Genomic DNA, 255 nt, shown 5'->3' with positions numbered 1-255 from the left:
CACCGGCATTTAGTTCACCCGCATTTGCTGGACCAGCATAACTTCCATCGCCATTAAAATCGATCCATTCCCAAAGACTGTAATCTATGGCACCCTCTGCGTCTGGGATGTTTTTAGTTACAACACCGTCATTATTAGCATCATACCATTCGTCTTGTACACCATTTCCATTAACATCATACCAAACATAGTCTCCTAAGACAGGAAGTGTTGATTTTCCGTATTCAAAGTTATGAACTTGGAATTCACATTCTT

General features: G+C 40.4%; 1 protein-coding gene. It reads right to left on the bottom strand.

Going from position 1 to position 255, the window contains the following annotated elements; all coding sequences use genetic code 11:
• Positions 1-255 (bottom strand): hypothetical protein (locus tag ACHRVL_RS23060; protein WP_395415600.1); only part of this gene is annotated, 255 nt, incomplete at both ends.

This window comes from Flavobacterium sp. FlaQc-28, from assembly GCF_044007415.1.
Classification (GTDB): domain Bacteria; phylum Bacteroidota; class Bacteroidia; order Flavobacteriales; family Flavobacteriaceae; genus Flavobacterium.
Note: the sequence above shows the minus strand (reverse complement) of the source record. Positions and strands in the feature narration are given on the sequence as shown.